The sequence below is a fragment of the Streptomyces sp. NPDC097619 genome (assembly GCF_040302735.1).
Classification (GTDB): Bacteria; Actinomycetota; Actinomycetes; order Streptomycetales; family Streptomycetaceae; genus Streptomyces.
Genome location: NZ_JBEOSD010000110.1, coordinates 1 through 21,372 on the forward strand (window position 1 = coordinate 1; position 21,372 = coordinate 21,372).

24 protein-coding genes are annotated in these 21,372 nt (G+C 71.6%); 7 read left to right on the forward strand and 17 right to left on the reverse strand.

Annotation, left to right across the window (positions count from 1 at the left end; translation table 11 throughout):
* Positions 1-97: 97 nt before the first annotated feature.
* The 6 genes from ABTZ17_RS25585 to ABTZ17_RS25610 form a co-directional block, all read right to left on the reverse strand.
* Positions 98-682 (reverse strand): hypothetical protein, encoded by a 585-nt coding sequence (locus ABTZ17_RS25585; protein ID WP_352198054.1) that lies wholly within the window; start codon positions 680-682, stop codon positions 98-100.
* A gap of 204 nt (positions 683-886) precedes the next feature.
* A complete protein-coding gene (locus ABTZ17_RS25590) occupies positions 887-2,224 on the reverse strand; it encodes a dicarboxylate/amino acid:cation symporter (protein ID WP_352198055.1) in 1,338 nt (445 codons plus the stop codon).
* 430 nt (positions 2,225-2,654) lie between these two features.
* Positions 2,655-2,963 (reverse strand): DUF4229 domain-containing protein, encoded by a 309-nt coding sequence (locus ABTZ17_RS25595; protein WP_502994845.1) that lies wholly within the window; start codon positions 2,961-2,963, stop codon positions 2,655-2,657.
* A 65-nt stretch (positions 2,964-3,028) separates the two neighbouring features.
* Positions 3,029-3,553, reverse strand: a complete 525-nt coding sequence (locus ABTZ17_RS25600) for a GNAT family N-acetyltransferase (protein ID WP_352198056.1) — start codon at positions 3,551-3,553, stop codon at positions 3,029-3,031.
* A 181-nt stretch (positions 3,554-3,734) separates the two neighbouring features.
* Positions 3,735-4,898: an aminofutalosine synthase MqnE gene (mqnE, locus tag ABTZ17_RS25605; protein ID WP_352198057.1), complete on the reverse strand. Its 1,164-nt coding sequence runs from the start codon at positions 4,896-4,898 to the stop codon at positions 3,735-3,737.
* 61 nt (positions 4,899-4,959) lie between these two features.
* The gene (locus ABTZ17_RS25610) at positions 4,960-5,415 is read right to left on the reverse strand and encodes an Lrp/AsnC family transcriptional regulator (protein WP_352198058.1); all 456 of its coding nucleotides are present in this window, start codon (positions 5,413-5,415) and stop codon (positions 4,960-4,962) included.
* Positions 5,416-5,538: 123 nt separating this feature from the next.
* On the opposite strand from ABTZ17_RS25610, the gene ABTZ17_RS25615 reads away from it, so the two are divergent.
* Positions 5,539-5,673 (forward strand): hypothetical protein, encoded by a 135-nt coding sequence (locus ABTZ17_RS25615; RefSeq protein WP_352198082.1) that lies wholly within the window; start codon positions 5,539-5,541, stop codon positions 5,671-5,673.
* 14 nt (positions 5,674-5,687) lie between these two features.
* Here the strand turns inward: ABTZ17_RS25615 and ABTZ17_RS25620 are convergent, their stop codons facing one another.
* The 3 genes from ABTZ17_RS25620 to ABTZ17_RS25630 are packed head-to-tail and all read right to left on the reverse strand — an operon-like array spanning position 5,688 to position 8,747.
* Entirely contained in the window at positions 5,688-6,365 is a 678-nt protein-coding gene (locus ABTZ17_RS25620) for a UbiX family flavin prenyltransferase (protein WP_352198059.1), read from the reverse strand.
* 10 nt (positions 6,366-6,375) lie between these two features.
* Positions 6,376-7,293 (reverse strand): menaquinone biosynthesis prenyltransferase MqnP, encoded by a 918-nt coding sequence (gene mqnP / locus ABTZ17_RS25625; RefSeq protein WP_352198060.1) that lies wholly within the window; start codon positions 7,291-7,293, stop codon positions 6,376-6,378.
* Complete coding sequence (locus ABTZ17_RS25630; RefSeq protein ID WP_352198061.1) at positions 7,290-8,747, reverse strand: menaquinone biosynthesis decarboxylase; 1,458 nt, start codon at positions 8,745-8,747, stop codon at positions 7,290-7,292. The genes mqnP and ABTZ17_RS25630 overlap by 4 nt, the downstream gene beginning before the upstream one ends.
* An 89-nt stretch (positions 8,748-8,836) precedes the next feature.
* Here ABTZ17_RS25630 and ABTZ17_RS25635 point away from each other — a divergent pair, with 89 nt between their 5' ends.
* A complete protein-coding gene (locus ABTZ17_RS25635) occupies positions 8,837-9,244 on the forward strand; it encodes a PLD nuclease N-terminal domain-containing protein (protein ID WP_352198062.1) in 408 nt (135 codons plus the stop codon).
* Positions 9,245-9,286: 42 nt separating this feature from the next.
* Here the strand turns inward: ABTZ17_RS25635 and ccsB are convergent, their stop codons facing one another.
* The 7 genes from ccsB to hemL all read right to left on the reverse strand — a co-directional run bounded on the left by ccsB (position 9,287) and on the right by hemL (position 17,106).
* Positions 9,287-10,366 carry a c-type cytochrome biogenesis protein CcsB gene (gene ccsB / locus ABTZ17_RS25640; RefSeq protein WP_352198063.1) on the reverse strand — a complete coding sequence of 360 codons (1,080 nt, stop codon included), beginning with the start codon at positions 10,364-10,366 and terminating at the stop codon, positions 9,287-9,289.
* Positions 10,363-12,087 carry a cytochrome c biogenesis protein ResB gene (gene resB / locus ABTZ17_RS25645; protein WP_352198064.1) on the reverse strand — a complete coding sequence of 575 codons (1,725 nt, stop codon included), beginning with the start codon at positions 12,085-12,087 and terminating at the stop codon, positions 10,363-10,365. Before resB ends, ccsB begins: the two co-directional genes overlap by 4 nt.
* 36 nt (positions 12,088-12,123) lie before the next feature.
* A complete protein-coding gene (locus ABTZ17_RS25650) occupies positions 12,124-12,846 on the reverse strand; it encodes a cytochrome c biogenesis CcdA family protein (protein ID WP_352198080.1) in 723 nt (240 codons plus the stop codon).
* A gap of 88 nt (positions 12,847-12,934) precedes the next feature.
* Positions 12,935-13,555 carry a TlpA family protein disulfide reductase gene (locus ABTZ17_RS25655; RefSeq protein WP_352198065.1) on the reverse strand — a complete coding sequence of 207 codons (621 nt, stop codon included), beginning with the start codon at positions 13,553-13,555 and terminating at the stop codon, positions 12,935-12,937.
* Between the two features lie 101 nt (positions 13,556-13,656).
* On the reverse strand, positions 13,657-14,889 hold the full coding sequence (locus ABTZ17_RS25660; RefSeq protein ID WP_352198066.1) for a polysaccharide deacetylase family protein: 1,233 nt from the start codon (positions 14,887-14,889) through the stop codon (positions 13,657-13,659).
* Positions 14,890-15,100: 211 nt separating this feature from the next.
* Positions 15,101-15,781 carry a histidine phosphatase family protein gene (locus tag ABTZ17_RS25665; RefSeq protein WP_352198067.1) on the reverse strand — a complete coding sequence of 227 codons (681 nt, stop codon included), beginning with the start codon at positions 15,779-15,781 and terminating at the stop codon, positions 15,101-15,103.
* Positions 15,778-17,106, reverse strand: coding sequence for a glutamate-1-semialdehyde 2,1-aminomutase (gene hemL, locus ABTZ17_RS25670; RefSeq protein WP_352198081.1), 1,329 nt, complete (start codon positions 17,104-17,106; stop codon positions 15,778-15,780). The genes ABTZ17_RS25665 and hemL overlap by 4 nt, the downstream gene beginning before the upstream one ends.
* Positions 17,107-17,412: 306 nt before the next feature.
* Between hemL and ABTZ17_RS25675 the strand changes: the two genes are divergently transcribed.
* The 4 genes from ABTZ17_RS25675 (at position 17,413) to ABTZ17_RS25690 (ending at position 19,818) form a co-directional block, all read left to right on the forward strand.
* A complete protein-coding gene (locus ABTZ17_RS25675; RefSeq protein ID WP_352198068.1) occupies positions 17,413-17,850 on the forward strand; it encodes a hypothetical protein in 438 nt (145 codons plus the stop codon).
* Positions 17,851-17,922: 72 nt separating this feature from the next.
* Positions 17,923-18,438, forward strand: coding sequence for a GNAT family N-acetyltransferase (locus tag ABTZ17_RS25680; protein ID WP_352198069.1), 516 nt, complete (start codon positions 17,923-17,925; stop codon positions 18,436-18,438).
* 77 nt (positions 18,439-18,515) lie between these two features.
* Positions 18,516-19,028: a GNAT family N-acetyltransferase gene (locus tag ABTZ17_RS25685; protein WP_352198070.1), complete on the forward strand. Its 513-nt coding sequence runs from the start codon at positions 18,516-18,518 to the stop codon at positions 19,026-19,028.
* Positions 19,029-19,080: 52 nt separating this feature from the next.
* On the forward strand, positions 19,081-19,818 hold the full coding sequence (locus tag ABTZ17_RS25690; RefSeq protein WP_352198071.1) for a Mut7-C RNAse domain-containing protein: 738 nt from the start codon (positions 19,081-19,083) through the stop codon (positions 19,816-19,818).
* Positions 19,819-19,917: 99 nt separating this feature from the next.
* Here the strand turns inward: ABTZ17_RS25690 and ABTZ17_RS25695 are convergent, their stop codons facing one another.
* A complete protein-coding gene (locus tag ABTZ17_RS25695) occupies positions 19,918-20,400 on the reverse strand; it encodes a hypothetical protein (RefSeq protein ID WP_352198072.1) in 483 nt (160 codons plus the stop codon).
* Positions 20,401-20,534: 134 nt separating this feature from the next.
* Between ABTZ17_RS25695 and ABTZ17_RS25700 the strand changes: the two genes are divergently transcribed.
* Entirely contained in the window at positions 20,535-21,305 is a 771-nt protein-coding gene (locus tag ABTZ17_RS25700) for an SDR family NAD(P)-dependent oxidoreductase (protein WP_352198073.1), read from the forward strand.
* Positions 21,306-21,372 lie beyond the last annotated feature (67 nt).

Genomic DNA, 21,372 nt, shown 5'->3' on the forward strand with positions numbered 1-21,372 from the left:
GGTACGGGCAGCAGGGCGCGGAGGCGGCGCAGCGGACCGGTCCGCCCGACGTGCCCGGCGCGGGCGGGCGGGGGCCGCGGCACGGTCGGAGGGCGACTCAGTGGCCGGGGGTCGGGGCCCCGGGGGTCGCGTACGGCGGGAACGTCCGCCACTCGGGGTCGTCGGCGCCCATGACGAAGGCGCAGGGGGTGTCCTGCCGGAAGGTCACGCCGTCCTGGCGGTAGACCACCCGGCAGCCCTCGACGCGTACGGGCGCGTCCCCGGTGAGGGTCAGTCGCACCATCAGGGAGCGACGGCCCTCCTGACCGGGCGCCAGCCGCTCCGGGGTGCCGGAGCGGTCGACGAACCCGCCCTCGCGGACGGAATCGTCCCGCAGCGCCAGCGGCATCGGCTCCGTGGCCGCCCGCCCGAAGGCGGCGGTGCCGGTCAGCTCCACCCCGTCCGGGAGCCCGATCACCTCGGGCCCCAGCAGTTCGAGGTCCCGGTCCGACCGGTTGGTGACGGGCGGGAGGGCGAACCAGGCACTGTCGCCGCGGCGGGCGTACGGGAAGCCGGTCTCCCCGCCACCGCCGGCGGCGAGCGCGGAGCCCATCGCGGCGGAGCCGGCCGCGAGCCATCCCTCGGCGGCCAGCGCCGCCAGCGCCAGCCCGGCGCCCAGCACCTTCAGTCGCGACCTGTTCATCCCGCCCCCTGCTGTTCTCACGTGTTCCGTGCCCATGATCAGCGGAAACACCGGAAAGGTCTATACCGCTTGAGGTTTCCCGGAGGTGCCGCCGCCGGCCCGCCGGAGCGAGGCGCCACGAGGAAGGACCGGGCCCCGGACACGCCGCCGCCCCCGCCCGGAACGGGGGCGGGGGCGGCGGCGGGTGCGCGCGGGCGGCGGCGGTCAGGCGGCGGCCGGGACCGTCACCTGGCGCTCGGCCTCGCGGGGGTCGACGGAGTCGATCGGGGAGGCGGAGGCGGTGGCGTACGCCTCCTTGTCGAGGATGCCCTCGCGGGCGGCCACGATCACCGGGACCAGGGCCTGACCGGCCACGTTGGTGGCGGTGCGGATCATGTCCAGGATCGGGTCGATGGCGAGGAGCAGACCGACGCCCTCCAGCGGCAGACCCAGCGTGGACAGGGTCAGGGTCAGCATGACCGTGGCACCGGTGAGACCGGCCGTGGCGGCCGAGCCGACCACCGAGACGAAGGCGATCAGGAGGTAGTCGCCCACGCCCAGCTGCACGTCGAAGATCTGCGCGATGAAGATCGCGGCGAGCGCCGGGTAGATGGCGGCGCAGCCGTCCATCTTGGTGGTGGCGCCGAAGGGCACGGCGAAGGAGGTGTAGTCCTTCGGGACACCCAGGCGCTCGGTGACCTTCTGGGTGACCGGCATGGTGCCGACCGAGGAGCGCGAGACGAAGGCCAGCTGGATCGCGGGCCAGGCGCCCTTGAAGAACTGGAGCGGGTTGACCTTCGCCACGGTGGCCAGCAGCAGCGGGTAGACGCCGAACATCACGAGGGCGCAGCCGATGTAGACGTCCGCGGTGAAGGTGGCGTACTTGCCGATGAGGTCCCAGCCGTAGTCGGCGATGGCGTAGCCGATGAGGCCGACGGTGCCGATCGGGGCGAGGCGGATGACCCACCACAGGGCCTTCTGGAGCAGCTCCAGGACCGACTCGGAGAGGCTGAGGATCGGGGCGGCCTTCTCGCCGAGCTGGAGGGCGGCGATGCCGGCGACGGCGGCCATGAAGACGATCTGGAGGACGTTCAGCTCGGTGAAGGGCGTGATGACGTCGGTGGGCACGATGCCGGTCAGGAAGTCGATCCAGGAGCCGGTGTGCTCGGGGGTCTTGCCGTCCTTCGGGGTCAGGCCGGTGCCCGAGCCGGGGTTCGTCAGCAGGCCGAGGAGCAGGCCGATGGAGACGGCGATCAGCGAGGTGATCATGAACCAGAGCAGGGTGCGGGAGGCCAGCCGGGCGGCGTTGTTGACCTTGCGCAGGTTGGTGATCGACACCAGGATCGCGAAGAAGACGAGCGGGGCGACGGCCAGCTTCAGCAGCTGGACGAAGATGTCGCCGACCTTCTCCAGGGTGGTGTAGAGCCAGCTGATGTCCTGGCTGCGGGCGAGCCAGCCGAGCAGGACGCCGAGCACGAGACCGCTGACGATCTGGGCCCAGAAGGGGAAGGAGAACTTCGCGGGCCGGGCCTCGGGGGCGGCGGCCTTCGGGTTCGCGGACACGGACACACTCCGGATGTGACGCACGGGGGTGGGGGACGTTGCTGTGGTGCGGTGCGGCAGCCGAAAGAGGGCCGGCCGGGACCGCTGCTGGATCGCCGAGGACGTCGCCGCGCAGGGCGGAACGTTTCAGCGCACGGGTTCAGCGACAGCAGCAGGCCGCGGATACACGGCGGCAGAGATCGATGTGCAGGCGCGCCACGAGCAGAGGGCTCATGGCTGGGCGGTGCGCGGCTGCGGTCAACATGTTTAACACGCTAACACTTGCCCTTTGAGATTCTCAAAGTCTTACTTTGAGCCAAACCCGCGCGGGAACGCCGCCGCCCCGCTGCCGGACGGGTCGTCCTGCAACGGGGCGGTTTGCGATGTGATGAACCTTACGCGCGGGACCCCTCGAAAGAGACCGCTGCGGAGCGGGGTCGGCGGGCGGGGCTCAGCGGGCGCGGGCGGCGTCGTCCACTTCGTCCTCCTGGCTGCGGTTGGCGGCCAGCCGGTCCTTCGCGCCCTCGACCCGTCCGCTGATCTGCACGGACATCTCGTCGCGCTGCTTGCGGAGCAGGACGAAGGAGAGCGGGGCGGAGATCACCAGCGCGAGCAGCACCACCCAGGCCAGGTTCGCGTCGCCGAGGCCCGCGGGCAGCACGCGCAGCCGGACCAGCCCCCACACGAGGGCGAGGCACCCGGCGAAGATGCCCAGGCGCATCGCGGTGTAGCGGATCGTCGCGCTCGTCTTCAGTGCCACGGGACGCCTTCTCTCTTCTGCCGGTCGCGTTGCTGCCCGTCCAGTGAAGCACGGCGCCGTTCGCGTCAGTGAAGGGGGAGCAGCATCGTGATGTCGTCACGGTCGTCGCCCGGGGCCACGCGGATGGCTGCGGGGACGCGGCCCACTTCCTTGTAGCCGCAGGCGGCGTAGAAGTGCTCCAGGCCGAGGCCGCCGCGACAGGAGAGGCGGACGGCCTCGATCCCCTCGATCGTGCGGGCGGCGTCGGCCGCCGCGGCCATCAGGGCCCGGCCGTGCCCGGTGCCTTGGAGGCGCGGGTGGACCATCACGGTGTAGAGCCACAGCCAGTGGGTCATCAGGTGGTGGGTGTTGAGGGTGAGGAAGGCGGTGGCGGCGACCCGACCCTCCTCGTCGTGGCCGACGAGCAGGCGGCTGCCGCCGTCGGCGAGGTGGCCGAGCTGCCTCAGCAGCGCGGGGCGGACGTCGTCCCGGACCACGGGGGCGACGAAGCCGACGGCGCCGCCCGCGTTGGAGACGTCCGTCCAGAGGTCGAGGATGCCCTCGTGGAGGGCGGGGTCCACCGTCGGGTCAAGAGTGAACGTAAGGGTCATGGGCCGAGCCTATTCCTTACCACTGACAGGAGGTCGGGGGCACGGGGACGGGACGCGGCGCCGCGGACGGGACGCTGCGCCGGAGAGGGGGCACGGCCGCGGGGTCGGACCGCCGCGCACATGCCGGAGGGCCCCGTCCCGGGTCTCGGAACGGGGCCCTCCGTCGGGCGTGCGCGCGGACTCAGACGCGCATCGGCTGCGGCGATTCGCGCAGCGAGGCGTCCGGGCCGGGGTACTCGCGGATGACCTCGTAGCGGGTGTTGCGCTCGACCGGGCGGAAGCCCGCTTCGCGGATCAGGTCGAGGAGGTCGTCGCGGGTCAGCTTGTTCGGGGTGCCGTAGTTGTCCGCGTCGTGGGTGATCTTGTACTCGACCACCGAGCCGTCCATGTCGTCGGCCCCGTGCTGGAGGGCGAGCTGGGCGGTCTGCACCCCGTGCATCACCCAGAAGACCTTGACGTGCGGGACGTTGTCGAAGAGCAGCCGGGAGACGGCGAAGGTCTTCAGGGCCTCGGCCCCGGTGGCCATGGTGGTGCGGGCCTGGAGCTTGTTGCGGACCTTGCCGTCCCTCATGTCCACGAAGTCGTGCTGGTAGCGCAGCGGGATGAAGACCTGGAAGCCGCCCGTCTCGTCCTGGAGCTCGCGCAGCCGCAGCACGTGGTCCACGCGGTGGCGCGGCTCCTCGATGTGCCCGTAGAGCATCGTGCACGGGGTCTTGAGACCCTTCTCGTGCGCGAGGCGGTGGATGCGCGACCAGTCCTCCCAGTGGGTGCGGTGGTCGACGATGTGCTGCCGGACCTCCCAGTCGAAGATCTCCGCGCCGCCGCCGGTCAGGGACTCCAGACCGGCGTCGATCAGCTCGTCGAGGATCTCGGAGGCGGACAGGCCCGAGATGGTCTCGAAGTGGTGGATCTCCGTGGCGGTGAACGCCTTGAGGGAGACGTCCGGCAGCGCCTTCTTCAGCTCGGACAGCGAGCGCGGGTAGTAGCGCCACGGCAGGTTCGGGTGCAGGCCGTTGACGATGTGCAGCTCGGTGAGGTTCTCGCCCTCCATCGCCTTGGCGAGGCGGACGGCCTCCTCGATGCGCATCGTGTACGCGTCCTTCTCCCCCGGCTTGCGCTGGAAGGAGCAGTACGCGCAGGAGGCGGTGCACACGTTGGTCATGTTGAGGTGGCGGTTGACGTTGAAGTGGACCACGTCGCCGTTCTTGCGGGTCCGCACCTCGTGCGCGAGGCCGCCGAGCCAGGCCAGGTCGTCCGACTCGTAGAGGGCGATGCCGTCCTCACGGGTCAGCCGCTCACCGGAGCGGACCTTCTCCTCCAGCTCGCGCTTGAGCCCAGCGTCCATGCGTCGGTCGCCTCCTCTGTGTGTCCTGCAACCCTGTCCCACGGTACTCGCCGCCGTACGCTCAGCGTTCCTCGGGGAGGTCGCCGACGCGGTTCTCCCACTTGGTGGAGAGCACGATCGTGGTGCGGGTCCGGGAGACGCCCTTGGTGCCCGAGAGCTTGCGGATGATCTTCTCCAGGCCGTCCACGTCGCCGACCCGGACCTTCAGCATGAAGGAGTCGTCACCGGCGATGAACCAGCAGTCCTCGATCTCCGCGAGGTCCTTCAGCCGCCGGGCCACGTCCTCGTGGTCGGCCGCGTCGGAGAGGGAGATGCCGATCAGGGCCGTGACGCCCAGGCCCAGCGAGGCCGCGTCCACGGTGGCCCGGTAGCCGGTGATCACACCGGCCGCCTCCAGCCGGTTGATCCGGTCGGTGACGCTCGGGCCGGAGAGCCCGACGAGCCGGCCGAGCTCGGCGTACGACGCGCGGCCGTTCTCCCTGAGCGCCTGGATGAGCTGCCTGTCCACCGCGTCCATATGCCTGGAGCCTTCCATTGTTCAGCGATCTCACGAGTTTACGTATAGAATCTAAGGCACACAGGGGCGACACCCTGTGAATCTTTCAGCAGATCAAAGACGATCTTTCAGGAGTGGTTCACCGTGTACACGATCGAGATGGCCTACGCTCACATGCGACAGCTGCAGGAGCTGGCCAGCCGATCCCGTGCCCACCAGCCCGCCGCCGCCCAGCGCGCCGACAAGGTCCGCGGCGTCCGCCCGGCCAAGAAGCGCTAGCGGACCGGCAGGCCTCAACCCTGGGAGCGCGAGCCACCGAGCTCACCCTCCCAACGGCGGTACAGCCGGTGCGGCACCCCTGCCGCGTCCAGCACCCGCCCGGCGACGAAGTCCACCAGCTCCTGGATGTGCGTCGCCCCCGCGTAGAACGCCGGAGAGGCGGGCAGCACCACGGCGCCCGCCTCGTCCAGCGCCACCAGCTGTTTCAGCGTCTGCCCGCTCAGCGGGGTCTCGCGCACCGCGACCACCAGCCGGCGCCGCTCCTTGAGCGTCACGCTCGCCGCCCGCTGCAGCAGGTCCTTCGAAAGCCCCAGCGCCACCCCGGCCACACAGGCCGTGGACGCGGGCACGATCAGCATCCCCTTCACCGGGTACGAACCGCTGCTCGGCCCCGCCGCCAGGTCGCCGGCCGCCCAGTGCCGCACCGCGTCCAGTCGGTCCCGGACCCCGGGGAAGGTCTCCGGCTTGCCGTCGGCCCCGCGGGCCAGCCACTCCCCCAGGTCCTCGCGCCAGTGCGCGTCCCGGTAGGAGATGCCCGTCTCGTCCAGGAGGGTGAGCCGGGAGGCCCGGCTCACCACCAGGTCCACGCTCTCCCCCGCGTCCAGCAACCCGCGCAGCACCGCCGCCGCGTAGGGGGTCCCGGAAGCTCCGGAGACCCCGACCACCCACGGCGTGCGCTTGCCCTCAGTCATGGTTCCGAGCCTAGAGCGTCAGCCCGCGCACCAGCAGGTCCGCGAGCGCGAACCCGAACAGGCTGATCCCGATGAAACCGTTCACCGTGAAGAAGGCCCGGTTCAGGCGGGACAGGTCGTGCGGGGTGACGATGGTGTGCTCGTACACGAAGGCCGCCGCCACCACGACCAGCCCGGCCCAGAAGAACCCGCCGGCGTCCGTCAGCAGGGCGTACCAGACCAGCAGGGCCGTGGTCACCACGTGGGCCCCGCGGGCCCCCCACAGCGCGGCCGGGACCCCGAAGCGGGCCGGGACCGAGCGGACCCCCTCGGCCCGGTCCGCCGCCACGTCCTGGCAGGCGAAGATCAGGTCGAAGCCACCGATCCACACGCCGACGGCCAGGCCCAGCACCACGGCCTCCCAGGACCAGGAGCCGGTGACGGCCAGCCAGGCCCCGATCGGCCCCATGGCCTGGGCCAGGCCCAGGATGGCGTGCGGGTAGTCGGTGAACCGCTTGCCGTACGGGTAGACCACCATCGGCACGACGGCCACCGGGGCCAGCACCAGGCAGAGCGGGTTGAGCAGGGCCGCCGCCCCGAGGAACACGGCCAGGGCGATGCCCGCGCCGGTCCAGGCCGAACGCACCGACACCGCGCCGGTGACCAACTCGCGGCCCGCGGTGCGGGGGTTGCGGGCGTCGATCTCCCGGTCGATGATCCGGTTGCAGGCCATGGCGAAGGTCCGCAGGCCCACCATGGCCACGGTCACCAGCAGCAGCTGCACCCAGTGGATCGTGCCGTCGTCCAGGAACATCGCGGTCAGCGCCGCGATGTAGGCGAAGGGCAGCGCGAACACCGAGTGCTCGATCATGACCAGGCGCAGGAACGCCTTCGTCTTCCCGGGCGCCGGGGCCGGGGAGGCACCGGTGTCGGCGGCGGAGGCCGTCACAGCCCGTACTCCTTCCAGCGGCGGTCCACCAGGGCCGCCGTCGCCGGGTCGGACTCGACCATGTCGGGCCAGCCGCCGTCGCGGACGTAGCCCTCCTCGGGCAGCTTCTTCGTCGCGTCGATGCCCGCCTTGCCTCCCCAGAACTGCTGGTAGGAGGCGTGGTCCAGGTGGTCCACGGGACCTTCGACCACGGTGAGGTCGCGCGAGTAGTCGGTGTTGCCCAGGGCCCGCCAGGAGACCTCGTGGAGGTCGTGGACGTCGCAGTCCTTGTCCACCACGATGATCAGCTTGGTGAGGGACATCATGTGGGCGCCCCAGATGGCGTGCATGACCTTCTGGGCGTGCTTGGGGTACTTCTTGTCGATCGAGACGATCGCGCAGTTGTGGAAGCCGCCCGACTCGGGGAGGTGGTAGTCCACGATGTCCGGGACGATGATCTTGAGGAGCGGCAGGAAGAAGCGCTCGGTGGCGCGGCCCAGGGGACCGTCCTCGGTCGGCGGCCGACCCACCACGATGGACTGGATCAGCGGGCGCTTCCGCATGGTGACGCAGTCGATCTTCAGGGCGGGGAAGGGCTCCTGCGGGGTGTAGAAGCCGGTGTGGTCGCCGAACGGGCCCTCGGGCAGCATCTCGCCGGGCTCCAGCCAGCCCTCGATGACGACCTCGGCGTTGGCCGGGACCTGGAGGGGCACGGTCTTGCAGTCCACCATCTCGATGCGCTTGCCCGCGACGAACCCGGCGAACAGGTACTCGTCGATGTCCCCGGGCAGCGGGGCGGTGGAGGCGTAGGTCACGGCAGGGGGGCAGCCGAAGGCGATGGCCACGGGCAGCCGTTCGCCGCGCTCGGCGGCCACCGCGTAGTGGTTGCGGCTGTCCTTGTGGATCTGCCAGTGCATGCCGATGGTGCGCTTGTCGTGGCGCTGGAGGCGGTACAGGCCGAGGTTGCGGACCCCGGTGACGGGGTGCTTGGTGTGGGTGAGGCCGAGGTTGAAGAAGGAACCGCCGTCCTTGGGCCAGGTGAAGAGGGCCGGCAGCCGGTCGAGGTCGACGTCGTCGCCGGTGAGGACGACCTCCTGGACGGGGGCGGACTCGCCCTTCACCTTCTTCGGCGGCACGTGCACCATCGAGCCGAGCTTGCCGAACGCCTCGCGGACCCCGATGAAGCCCTGCGGCAGCTCCGGCTTGAGGAGTCCGCCGATCTTCTCGCTGATCTCGCCGTAGGACTTGAGGCCGAGGGCCTTCAGGAGGCGGCGGTCGGTGCCGAAGACGTTCATCGCCAGGGGCATGTCGGAGCCCTTGACGTTCTCGAAGAGCAGGGCGGGTCCACCTGCCTTGTTCACCCTGTCGACGATCTCCCCGACCTCCAGGTACGGGTCCACTTCGGCCTTGATGCGCTTGAGGTCGCCCTCCCGCTCCAGAGCCCGGAGCAGCGAGCGGAGATCGTCGTAAGCCATGGGGCCCAGTATCCGCCACGCACTACCCTGGACCTGTCACCGGGGCCCGTCGGGGCCCGTCGCCACTTCCTGGGAGTCGGTCCGGAACCGTGCTGCGCTATCTGCCGTTCCTGCTGGTCATCGCGCTGACGATCTATGCCTTCATCGACTGTCTGAACACGCCCGAGGAGGAGGTCAAGCACCTCCCCAAGGTGGTGTGGGTCATCATCATCCTGCTCTTCTCGATCGTGGGCCCGGTGGTGTGGCTGTTCGCGGGCAAGAAGCGGGTGGCCCCGGAGGGCGGCGGCCGCGGACCGGACGGCTTCGGGGGCTTCGGCGGGGGCGGTCGGGCCCGGTGGGTCGCGCCGGACGACAACCCCGAGTTCCTGGACTCCCTGCGCGAGCAGCAGCGGAACCGGAAGCCGGACGGGAGCGACGCCGCCTCCGACGCCGATGCCGACGAGGGCAAGGGCGGGAGCGCCGGGAACACGGAGAAGGGCCGGGACGAGGACCGCTAGGTCGCTCGTGCACCGGCCCTTCGGGGCGTTCCCGCGGCGGGCTCAGACTCCGGAGTAGGAGTGCTTGCCGTTCAGCAGGATGTTGACGCCGTAGTAGTTCCAGATCCAGCAGGCGAAGGCGAACAGGGCCAGGTAGGCGGCCTTGCGGCCCTTCCAGCCGGCGGTGGCGCGGGCGTGCAGGTAGCAGGCGTAGGCGACCCAGGTGACGAAGGACCAGACCTCCTTGGGGTCCCAGCCCCAGTAGCGGCCCCAGGCGTCGCCGGCCCAGATGGCGCCCGCGATGATCGTGAAGGTCCACAGCGGGAAGACGGCCGCGTTGATGCGGTACGCGAACTTGTCCAGGGAGCCCGCGGAGGGCAGCCGCTCCAGGATCGAGGTGGCGAAGCGGCCGGGGGTGCCGCCGCCCGCGAGCTTGTTCTCGTAGGAGTCGCGGAACAGGTAGAGCACCGTGCCCGCGGCGCCGATGTAGAACACGGCCCCGCAGATGATGGCGGTGGAGACGTGGATCCACAGCCAGTACGAGTCGAGGGCGGGGACCAGCTGGTCGCTGTCGGTGTAGAGCCAGCGGGTGGCGATGCCGAGGTCCAGCAGGACGCTGGTGACGAGGATCAGGCCCATCCAGCGGACGTTCTTCTTCAGCGCCAGCAGCACCAGGTACGCGCCGACCGCCACCGTGGAGAAGGTGATGGAGAACTCGTACATGTTGCCCCAGGGGGCCCGCTTCACCGAGAGGGCGCGGGTGGCGACACCGGCCGCTTCCAGGAGGAAGGCGAGGACGGTGAGGGAGACCGCGATGCGGCCGTAGAGGTCGCCCTTCTCGGTGCCGCCCGCGGCGCCGGGGCCGTCGGGCACGTCACGGGTGCCGGGGGCGCTGCGGGTGACCACCTCGGGGCGGTCCAGGACGGCGGTGCCGCCGCCCTTGGCGCGGACCCGCACGGCCGGGGCCCCGGCCCGCGCGGTGAGGGCGGCGGCGGTGCGGCCGACCTTGCTGCGGCTGCCGAAGGTCCATTCGGCGATGTGCGCGAAGAAGGCGAGCATGTAGACCGCCATCGACGAGTAGATCAGCACGTTGCTGATTTCCGCCAGGTTCTCGTTGGCGGCGACTGCGAGCGGGGTGTTCATCCGCGCTCCCCTTCTTCTTCAGCCGCGGCGGTCGCGGCGGGTTCCTCGGCAGGATCCTCGGCGGGTTCGGGTGCGGTGGGCGCCTGCTGGTGCAGGTGCAGGGACAGCTCGGAGATCTCGTCGGCCAGGCGGGCGGACTCGCTGCGGCCGAGGCCGGCCATCTCGACGAGGGTGGTGCCGTCCGGTCCGGCGGTGGCGCGGACCCAGACCCGGCGCCGCTGGATGAACAGGGAGCCGGCCAGTCCGGCCACGGCGGCGATGGCGCCGCCGAGGGCGAGGCCGTTGCCGGGCTGTTGGCTGATCTGGAAGGTGGCCCAGCGTTCGACGCCCTCGAACTTCACGGTGCCGGCGCCGTTCGGGAGCTTCATGGACTCGCCGGGCCGCATGCGCTGCTTGAACAGCTGCCCCTTGTCGTCCTTGAACTCCTTGAGCTTGGTCTTGTCGAGCCGGTAGACGTTCTGGGCCAGGCCCGAGTCGATGCCCAGGCTGCCGTGGTAGGCGCTCAGGGCGAGGACGGGGTAGTCCAGGGCGGGGAACTGGGAGAGCATCTGGCCCTGGCCGGCGCCCGCGAAGGTCGGGACGAAGAAGGCGTTGAAGCCGAGCTGCTCCTTCTTCCCGTCCTTGTCGCGGTAGCCGTCGGTGACCTTGACCGCGCCGGTGGAGGTGATGTTGGAGTCGATGGGCAGCAGCGGCACCGCCTCCTTGAACACCACCTTCCCGCGGGGGTCGGTCACGGAGATGATCGGCGCGTAGCCGTGGCCGAGGAGGTAGACCTTGGCCCCGGCGATCTGGAGCGGCTTGTTGACCTCGACGTCGGCCTCGACGTCCTTGCCGTAGGCGCCCTCGTTGTAGGTGACGTGGGCCTTGAAGGTGCGCGGGGTGCCCTTCTGCGGGCCGGTCCGCTCGAAGGTGGCGTCGAACTCGTCGAGCCGGAAGCTGAAGGGCGGCAGGCCGTCGCGGTCGAAGAGGGTGCCGGAGCGGAAGTCGTCGTACTGGGTCATCGTGTTGGAGAAGCCCGTGCCGCGCAGGACGAGCTTGCCGCCCTCGGACTTGTAGAGCTGGCCCCAGGCGAAGGCGACGAGCATCACGATGAGCGCGATGTGGAAGACGAGGTTGCCGGCCTCGCGGAGGTAGCCCTTCTCCGCGGCGACGGAGCCGGTGCCGGTCTCGGTGCGGAAGCGCCGGGACTTCAGCAGGCCCTCGGCGGCGGCCAGGACCTTCCCGGGCTCCTCGGCGGTGCGCCAGGAGGCGGAGACGGGCAGCCGGTCCAGCCGCTTGGGGGCGGCCGGAGGACGGCCGCGGAGCTGGCCGACGAACTGCCAGCTGCGCGGCACGATGCAGCCGATGAGGGAGACGAACAGCAGGATGTAGATCGCGGAGAACCACACCGAGCTGTACACGTCGAAGAGCTGGAGCTTCTCGAAGAGCGGCACCCAGGCCTCGTGCTTGCTCTGCCACTCGGACACCTTGAGCTGGTCCACGTTGTTCTGCGGGACCAGGGAGCCCGGGATGGAGCCCAGGGACAGCAGCAGCAGGAGGATCAGGGCCACCCGCATGGAGGTGAGCTGCCGCCAGAACCACCGGGCCCAGCCGAGGACGCCGATGCCCACGGGGGCCGCGGCGTTCTCCTCCAGGGGCGCGGTGGAGAGCTGGGCGCCCGCCTCGCCGAGGGCGGGCTCTTCGGCCGGGCCCGCGGCGGTCTTGTCGTCGGTCGTACTCATACGCGCGTACTCATTCGCTCTCGGATCCCCACCGTCTCAGATCCCCACCGTGAATCCGTTGGTCCACACCTGCATCTCGCTGACGAGTGTGTTCCACACACCTGTGACGAGCAGCAGTCCGGTGAGGACCAGCATGCCGCCGCCGATGCGCATCACCCACGCGTAGTGCTTCTTGACCCACCCGAACGCGCCGAGCGCCTTGCGGAAGGCGATCGCGGTCAGGATGAACGGCACGCCGAGTCCGAGGCAGTACGCGGTGGTCAGCAGGGCCGCCCGGCCCGCGTTCGCCTGGTCCAGGGAGAGCGCGGTGACCGCGCCCAGGGTGGGGCCCATGCAGGGGGTCCAGCCGATTCCGAAGAGCACGCCGAGCACGGGGGCCCCGAGGAGGCCGGCGGCGGGCTTCTTGTGGAAGCGGAACTCGCGCATGGTGACCCCGGGGATCCAGCCCATGAAGAACAGGCCGAGGAGGATCACGAGGACGCCGAGCACCTGGGAGATGATCTCGCGGTGCTCCTGGAGGGTGGCGCCGAAGAAGCCGAAGAGGGCCCCGCCGGAGACGAACACGGCGGTGAAGCCGAGGACGAAGAGTCCGGCGCCGGCCGCCATCCGGCCGCGCCGGGCCTCCGCGAGGTCGGTGCCGCCGACGCCGGTCACGTAGCTGAGGTAGCCGGGGACGAGCGGCAGCACGCAGGGGGAGAAGAAGGAGACCAGACCGGCGATGATCGCGATGGGCAGCGCCAGCATCAGGGCGCCGCTCATGACGGTCTGGTTGGGTTCGACGGCGAGGGCCGTCAGGGCCGTGTGCACGCTCTGCACGGTGTCCGGGGACTGCACGGGGGACACGGTCTCACTTCTCCGCGGCCACGGGGGCGATCAGCTTCCGGAGCTGGTCCTCGCCGAGGCCGATGAGGGCGCGGGCGGCGATCTTCCCCTCCCGGTCGAGGACCAGGGTGGAGGGGATGGTCTGGAGGCTGAGGGTGCCCTTGGGGAAGCGGAGCAGGAGCTTGCTGTCGGGGTCGTGGAGGCTCGGGTAGTCGATCCCGAACTCCTCGTCGAACTCCTTGGCGGCGCTCGTGGTGTTGCGGATGTTGATGCCGACGAACTCCACGCCCCGGGGCTTGAGCTCCTTGGAGACCTTCGCGAAGTGCGGGGCCTCGGCCCGGCAGGGGGCGCACCAGGAGCCCCAGACGTTGAGGACGACGACCTTGCCCTTGAGGGAGGTCACGTCGAGGGTGTCGCCCTCGATGGTCTTGCCGTCGAGCTTGGGGGCCGGGGCCCGGTCGGCCTTGGCGACGCGGGAGATCCCGCCGTCGCTCTGGACGAAGTTGGTGCCGGAGCCGCCGGTGGCGCCTCCGCCGTCCGATCCGCCGCAGGCCGTCAGGGCCAGGGCGGACGCTACGGTCACCGCGGTCAGCAGGGAGGCGCGGCCACGGTTCGAGCGGCGGCGGGGGGCGCGGCTAAGGCTCATGTGAAAAGTTTCGCATGGGCGTTTTGTGGATCTTCCGCACCCCCCGCGGGGGTGACGAACCCGAGGTCAGACGGGTCGCCCCCAGCGCGGCGCGGGGCTTCTCAGGCGGCGGAGAGGTAGGAGTTCCAGCCACCGGTGGGGGCCTGTCCGGGGGTGAGGCCGCGGAGCCGGGCGAGGACCTTGGGGTCCTGGACGTCGAGCCAGTCGGTGAACTGCCGGAAGGATACGAGTCGTACGTCCTTTTTGTCCGCTACGGCCTTGAGGGTCTCCTCCACGGCGTCCATGTAGATGCCGCCGTTCCACTCCTCGAAGTGGTTGCCGATGAACAACGGCGCGCGGTTGGTCTCGTAGGCCCGCTTGAAGCCGGCGAGGTAGGCGCCGGTGGCCTGCTTGCGCCAGCCCGGGTAGCGGGACGGGACGCCGCGGGTGGTGTTCTTCGACTGGTTGGCGAGGATGTTGTAGTCCATGGACAACACCTCGAAGGAGTGCCCGGGGAAGGGCACCGACTGCAGGGGCAGGTCCCAGACCTTCCCCTTCTTCGCGGGCCACATCTGGAGGCCGCCCGGGGAGCTGGCGTCGTAGCGCCAGCCCAGCTCCTCCGCGACCGGCAGCAGGTTCTCCTGGCCGAGCAGGCAGGGGGTGCGGCCGCCGACCAGTTCCTTCCGGTAGTCGAAGGGCAGCGGATCCAGGTCGGTGAAGCCGGTGTTGGTCCGCCAGTGTGTGACGAAGCTCTCGGCCTGCTCGATCTCGCTGCGCCAGTCCTCGGCGGTCCAGTTGCCGACCGAGCCGCGGCCCCCGCAGAAGTGCCCGTTGAAGTGGGTACCTATCTCGTGGCCGTCCAGCCACGCCTGACGCACGTTCTTCAGGGTGTTGCGGATGTTCTCGTCCTTGAGGTACCCGATGTCGGAGGCCCCGACCGGGTTCCGCGGCGGCCGGTACAGGTCCTTCTTCGACTCCGGCAGCAGGTAGATGCCGGACAGGAAGAAGGTCATGGCGGCGCCGTGGTCCTTGGCCACCTTCAGGAAGCGCGGGAACAGGCCGTTGCCGACCTCCCCGGCCCCGTCCCAGCTGAACACCACGAACTGCGGCGGGGTCTCGCCCGGCTGGAGCGGCACCGGCTTCGGGGGCTGGTGGGGCTGCGGGCCGGTGTCGGCCGTGGAACCGTCGCCGATCGGCTTCGCCTTCGGCCCCGGGGTGCCGGAGGGGCGCCCCGGGGGCTCGGTGCCCTTGTCGTCCGTTCCCCCTCCCCCCGACAGCCCGCAGCCCGCCACACCGACCGCCGCCGCGGCTCCCAGACCCAGACCCAGCGCGCTCCGGCGGCTGATCTCCCGCATGTTCCCGGCCTCCTGACGTCCCCGTGGTTCGCACATCCACACCATGTCCGCACAAACGGACAATAGGGGGGAGGCTATACCGGATCGCCCGGTTCCCGAGGAGCCGAGGATTTTTCGAACACTTGGCCCGGGGGAACGGCCGAAAGCGTGCGCCGGGAACGCCGAAGGGCCCGGACGCCGTGCGGCGTCCGGGCCCGGGCGGCCCGTGGGATCAGGCGCCGAAGGCCTTCGAGGCCCCCTTCACCGGCTTCGCGCCGGCCAGCAGGTGCGCCGGGACGAGGTCCCGCGCCGGCTCGCTGTACCCGACCGACACCAGCCGGTCCCCCTCGTACGTGAAGGAGGTCAGCGAGGCCAGCGTGCACTGGCGGCGCCGCGGGTCGTGCCACAGCCGGCGCTTCTCCGCGAAGCTCCGCACGATCCAGATCGGCAGCTGGTGGCTGACCGCCACCGCCTCGTGGCCGCGGGCCTTGTCCCGGGCCGCCTCCAGCGCGCTCGTCATCCGGACCACCTGCGCCACGTACGGCTCGCCCCAGGACGGCTTGAACGGGTTCGTCAGGTGCTTCCAGTTGCCGGGCTTGCGCAGCGCGCCGTCCCCGACCCCGAAGGTCTTGCCCTCGAAGACGTTCTCCGCCTCCAGCAGCCGGGAGTCCGTGGCCGTCTCCAGCCCGTGGCTCTTCGACACCGGCGCGGCCGTCTCCTGCGCCCGCTCCAGCGGGGAGGACACCACGTACGTGACGTCCCGGTCCGCCAGGTGCTCGGCGACCCGGTCGGCCATCCGCCGGCCCAGGTCGGACAGGTGGTAGCCGGGACGGCGGCCGTACAGGACCCCGTCCGGGTTGTGCACCTCGCCGTGCCGCACCAGGTGCACGACGGTGATCTCGTTCCCGCTCACGCCGCCGCCTCCGGGGTGGCCTCGGCGGCCGCGCGGGCCGCGGCCGGCAGCGCCGCCGCGATCCGCTCCACGGCCCGCTCGTCGTGCGCGGTGGAGACGAACCAGGACTCGAAGGCCGAGGGCGGCAGGTACACGCCCGCCGACAGCATCGCGTGGAAGAACGCGGTGAAGCGGAAGGACTCCTGCTTCTTGGCGTGCTCGTAGTTCCGCACCTCGTCGGGGGTGAAGAACACCGAGAACATGTTGGAGGCGGTCTGGAGGCGGTGCGCCACGCCCTCCTTGGCCAGCGCCCCCGTCACCAGGCCCTGGATCTCCGCGGAGACCGCGTCCACCGTCGCGTAGGCCGCCTCGTCCAGCAGCCGCAGCTGGGCCAGGCCCGCCGCCGTCGCCACCGGGTTACCCGAGAGGGTGCCGGCCTGGTAGACCGGACCGGCCGGCGCCAGGTACGCCATCACGTCCGCGCGACCGCCGAAGGCGGCCGCCGGGAAGCCGCCGCCCATGACCTTGCCGAAGGTCATCAGGTCGGGGGCCACCCCGTCCACCCCGAACCAGCCGGCGCGGCTGGTGCGGAAACCGGTCATCACCTCGTCGGAGATGTACAGCGCGCCGTTCTCCCGGCACAGGTCCGCCAGCCCCTGGTTGAAACCGGGACCCGGAGTGACCACGCCCATGTTGCCGGGCGCCGCCTCCGTGATCACGCACGCGATCTCACCGGGGTGCGCCGCGAAGGCCGCGCGCACCGCGTCCAGGTCGTTGTACGGGAGCACGATGGTGTCCCCCGCCTGCGCCCCCGTCACGCCGGGGGTGTCCGGCAGCGCGAAGGTGGCCAGACCCGAACCCGCCGCGGCCAGCAGCGCGTCCACGTGACCGTGGTAGCAGCCCGCGAACTTCACGACCTTGGCGCGCCCGGTGAACCCGCGGGCCAGTCGGATCGCCGACATCGTGGCCTCGGTACCGGAGGAAACCAGCCGGACCTGCTCCACCGGCGCGATCCGCGCCACGATCTCCTCGGCCAGCGCGACCTCGCCCTCACCGGGCGTCCCGAAGGAGGTGCCGCGGGCCACCGCCGCCTGTACCGCCTCGACCACTTCCGGACGGGAATGCCCGAGGATCATGGGACCCCACGAGCACACGAGGTCCACGTACTCGCGGCCGTCGGCATCGGTGAGGTACGGACCGGTACCGGACACCATGAACCGGGGCGTACCGCCCACGGCACGGAACGCGCGCACGGGAGAGTTCACGCCGCCGGGGGTCACGACTGCCGCCCGGTCGAAAAGAGTCTGCGAAACTGGGGCCTGGTATGGGTAGCTCACACCAGCCATGGTGTCAGAGCCCCGGGCCGACTTGCGGACAGGTGTTTGCGCATCGTGTTTCACCGTCGTGCCGCGGGGGAGGTCATTGCCATGATGATCAGGCCGCGCGGTGGGGTCCGTGCGGCCCCAGTGCAGGCCGAAGAGCAGTCGGGTGGAGATATGCAACGCGGTGGCGGACCTGGCGAGGGGACCGACGGGCTGGACGGCCTGGGGTCCGAGCGCGCCCGGGGCCGCCGCGGCAGGCACCGGCGCAAGACGACCGACGCGGCACCGGTGCCCGGTGCCACGGCGGCAGGCAGGGGTGGTGGCCGCGGCATGGGGGTGACGTACAAGTACTTCGGCGCTCCGGACGGCGCGACGGCCGCCCGGGTGCCCGTCACGATGCGGCCGGAGGAGCTCGGCGGCGACGAGCTGGGCATGGGCGGCATGTTCACCAAGATCAAGCCCGAGACGGTGGCCGCGATGGTCCTCACCGGCATCGAGGGCATACCGCTCCACAAGGTCCCCCCGCTCGAACTGGTCGTCCTTCACCCCGACTACGCCGTGGTCAAGCTCCCCATGACCGTCACCGACCCGCTGCGCGGCATCGGTGAGGAGTCCGTGGGCGCCGCGGCCTTCATCTGGTCCACGGTCCCCGACCGCGGCGGCCCCCGCGACGCCTTCAACGTCTACCAGCTCCTGCACGAGTGGCAGGACTTCTCCGTGCGCCTGCACGAGAACGGCCACCAGGCCTACTGCCTGGTCTGGCCCTGACACCCGCCCGGCACGAACGGCGGACGGAACACCGGCCGGGACACCGGCCGGAACGGAGCGGAGGACGGGGACATGGGGCAGCCGACGGAGCCGACGGGTTCGCACGCCACGGACATCGAGCTGCGCGAGGTCCGCGACGAGGACCTGGAGGTCTTCTGGACCATGTCCAGCGACCCCGAGTCCAACCACATGGCCGCCTTCACCAGCAAGGACCCCTACGACCGGGCCGCCTTCGACGCCCACTGGGCCCGGATCCGCGGCGGCGAGGGCATCGTCCTGCGCACCGTGACAGACGCCCGCACCGGCGAGGTCCTCGGCAACCTCGCCGTCCACGGCCCCGCCGAGGAACGCTCGGTCTCCTACGGCATCGTCCGCTCCCACTGGGGCCGCGGACTGGCCACCGCCGCCCTGCGCGCCCTGCTCGCCGCCCTCCCCGAGCGGCCCCTGCACGCCCGCGCCGCCTGCGACAACACCGGCTCCGTCCGCGTCCTGACCCGCTGCGGGTTCGAGATCACCGGCACCGAGTCCCACTGGGCCCACGCCCGCGAGGCCGACACCGAGGAATACGTCTTCCTGCTCCGCGACTGACCGCGAGCGACCCGCCCCACCGGCGGCCACCGGCGGCCACCGACCGGGGTGTCGTACCCCCGGCCTACGCTGACCGGATGACACCCTCCGAGACGGTACGGCTGGAACCCTGGGGCGGCGACGACTTCTGGTTGCTGCTGCGGAAGAACGAACCGGAGATGACCGCGCACCTCGGCGGCCCCGAGACCCCCGCCAAACTCGCCGACCGGCAGCGCCGGTACGAGGCCCTGAGCGCCGGACCGCCGGAAGCCGGCCGCATGTTCAAGATCCTGCTCACCGACAGCGGCGAAACGGTCGGGAGCATCGGCTTCTGGCCCCGGGAGTGGGAGGGCCGCGCCGTCTACGAGACCGGCTGGGGCGTGCTCCCCGAGTTCCAGGGCCGCGGACTGGCCGCCGCCGCGGCCCGCGCGCTCGTGGCCCACGTCCGCGCCCACGGGGACCGGGAGCGGCTGCACGCCTTCCCCTCCGCGGACCACCACGCCTCCAACGCGGTCTGCCGGGCGGCCGGGTTCACCCTGGCCGGAGCCACCGAGTTCGAGTACCCGCCGGGGCGGGTGCACCTCTCGAACGACTGGTGGCTGGCCCTGTAGGCGACGCGAAAATCGCGGGATGCGGGGCCGGGCCCGATGGCATGCTGGGCTCGTGAACGGCCCCGAGATCCATCTCACCCTCGCCCCCGAACTGCACCTCTTCGCCGCCCCCGGGCTGCGCGCTCCCCGCGCCCGCACCGTCACCGACGGCTCCTCCAGCCTCGGCCACGTGGTCGAGTCCGTCGGGGTGCCGCTCACCGAGGTCGGTCGGCTGCTCGTGGACGGCCGCGAGGTGGACACCGCGCACGTCCCCGCCGCCGGGGAGTCCGTCGAGGTCCACGGCGTGGACCGGCCCCAGCGGGTGCCCGGCGCCCCGCTCCGCTTCCTCCTCGACGTGCACCTGGGCACCCTCGCCCGACGGCTCCGGCTGCTCGGCGTGGACGCCGCCTACGAGAGCGAGGACATCGGGGACCCGGCCCTCGCCACCCGCTCCGCCGCCGAACGCCGCGTCCTGCTCTCCCGGGACCGCGGACTGCTCCGCCGCCGCGAACTCTGGGCGGGCGGCTACGTGTACAGCGACCGCCCCGAGGAACAGCTCCGCGACGTCCTCGGCCGCTTCGCGCCCGTGCTCGCCCCCTGGACCCGCTGCACCGCCTGCAACGGCCTCCTCCACGAGGCCGACAAGGAGGCCCTCGGCGACCGCATCGAGGACGGCACCCAGCGCAGCTACGACGTCTTCGCCCAGTGCGGAGACTGCGACCGGGCCTACTGGCGCGGGGCCCACCACGCCCGCCTGGAGGCCCTCGTCACCGAAGCCCTCGCGGAGTTCGGCCCGGCCAGCGCCCGCTGACCGGCGGCCGCCGCCGGGTCGGGCCCACGGGCCGGACGGGAGCGTCCGGCCCGGGGCCGGTGCGTCGGCCCGGGCGAGAGCGTCGGGCCCTCGGCGGCGTCAGAAGACGTAGGCGTCGCCCGTGTCCAGCGCCAGCACCGTGTGCTCGTTGTTGCCCGGCACCCGGTCCACCGCCCCGCCGTTCCAGGCCGTGTCGATCCGGACCACCACCTCCCGGGCCTTCACCGCCAGCGGCAGCACCACCGCGACGTGCCGGCCCGCGCCCCGCGCCGGCAGGGCGCCCGTCTCGCACACCACGCTCCGGTGCCCGATCCGCGCGCAGCCCTCCGCCAGGCCCTCCGCCCGCCCCAGGTCGGCCGACAGGGTCAGCCGCACCGTGGCGGCGGGCAGCGCGGCCGGTCCGCTGTTCTCCGGCACCAGCCAGACCCCCAGCACCCCGTCCGACAGGACCACCCGGCCGTGGTACGCCACGTCCGCCTCCGGGGCGGGGGCCGCGGCGGAGGCCGCCCCGGGTCCGCCCAGCACCGTCACCGCGACCGTCGCCGCCATCGCCGACACCGCTGCCATCAGCCTGTTCCGCATGATCGGCACGGTAGGCCGGACCCCGGTCGGATCATCGGACCGCCACCCGATCGTGGGCGGGCCGCTCCCCCGGACGCCCGCCTATCCTGGGCCTACCGCGAAGGAAACGAACGCACGTCCGCCGAGGAGCCTCCATGAGCAGCGCCACCGCCCCCTCCCGTACCGCCGTCGTCACCGGCGCGAGCAGCGGGATCGGTGCCGCGACGGCCCGGCAGCTGGCCGCCGCGGGCTTCCACGTGGTGCTGACCGCCCGCCGCAAGGACCGGATCGAAGCCCTCGCGGAGGAGCTGACCGCGGCCGGGCACTCCGCCGCGGCCCACGCCCTGGACGTCACCGACCGGGCCGCCGTCGACGCCTTCGCCGCCTCCCTGGAGCACTGCGAGGTCCTCGTCAACAACGCCGGCGGCGCCCTCGGCGCGGACCCGGTGGCCACCGGCGACCCGGCGGACTGGCGCACCATGTACGAGGTCAACGTGCTGGGCACCCTGCACGTGACCCAGGCCCTGCTGCCCGCCCTGGAGGCGAGCGGCGACGGCACCGTGGTCGTGGTCTCCTCGACCGCCGGGCACGGCACCTACGAGGGCGGCGCCGGGTACGTGGCAGCCAAGACCGGCGAGCACGTCCTCGCCGAGACCCTCCGGCTGGAGATCGTCGGGAAGCCGGTCCGGGTCATCGAGATCGCCCCGGGCATGGTGAAGACCGACGAGTTCGCCACCACCCGCTTCCGCGGGGACACCGAGAAGGCCGCCAAGGTCTACGCGGGCGTGGCCGAGCCGCTCTCCGCCGACGACGTGGCCGACACCGTGACCTGGGCCGTCACCCGCCCCTCGCACGTCAACATCGACCTGCTGGTGGTGCGCCCGCGCGCCCAGGCCTCCAACACCAAGGTGCACCGCGAGCTCTGATCGCCGGCCGCCCGCGGGCGGACATGGCCGCGGCCCGGACCGGTCCCCTGGAACCCCGGTCCGGGCC